Annotated in this window: 1 protein-coding gene; it reads right to left on the bottom strand. The window is 62.8% G+C overall.

The window, feature by feature from the left end; genetic code table 11:
- The coding region (locus FQ668_RS28170) for an FMN-binding negative transcriptional regulator (protein ID WP_144180874.1) at window positions 1-239 on the bottom strand (239 nt) is incomplete at both ends.

Genomic DNA, 239 nt, shown 5'->3' with positions numbered 1-239 from the left:
GTCGGTTACTTTCCACGGTTCGTCGCGGCCTTGTTCGTGGCGCTCGGTCAGTCGGCTGACAATGGCCAGCAAGGTTTCGGCTTCGTGGATCACTTCGGCTGGGCCATAGGCGTGCACCGCCAGGTAGTTCCAGGTTGGCACCACCTTGGGGTTGTCGGTCTTGCTCGGGTAGTAACCGGGGCTGACATAGGCATCGGCGCCGGGGAACACCAGCAGGGCTTCGCCACCTTGCCTCAGGT

Source organism: Pseudomonas sp. Kh14, from assembly GCF_900291005.1.
Taxonomy (GTDB): Bacteria; Pseudomonadota; Gammaproteobacteria; order Pseudomonadales; family Pseudomonadaceae; genus Aquipseudomonas; species Aquipseudomonas alloputida.
This window is presented reverse-complemented; position numbering and strand designations above follow the sequence as displayed.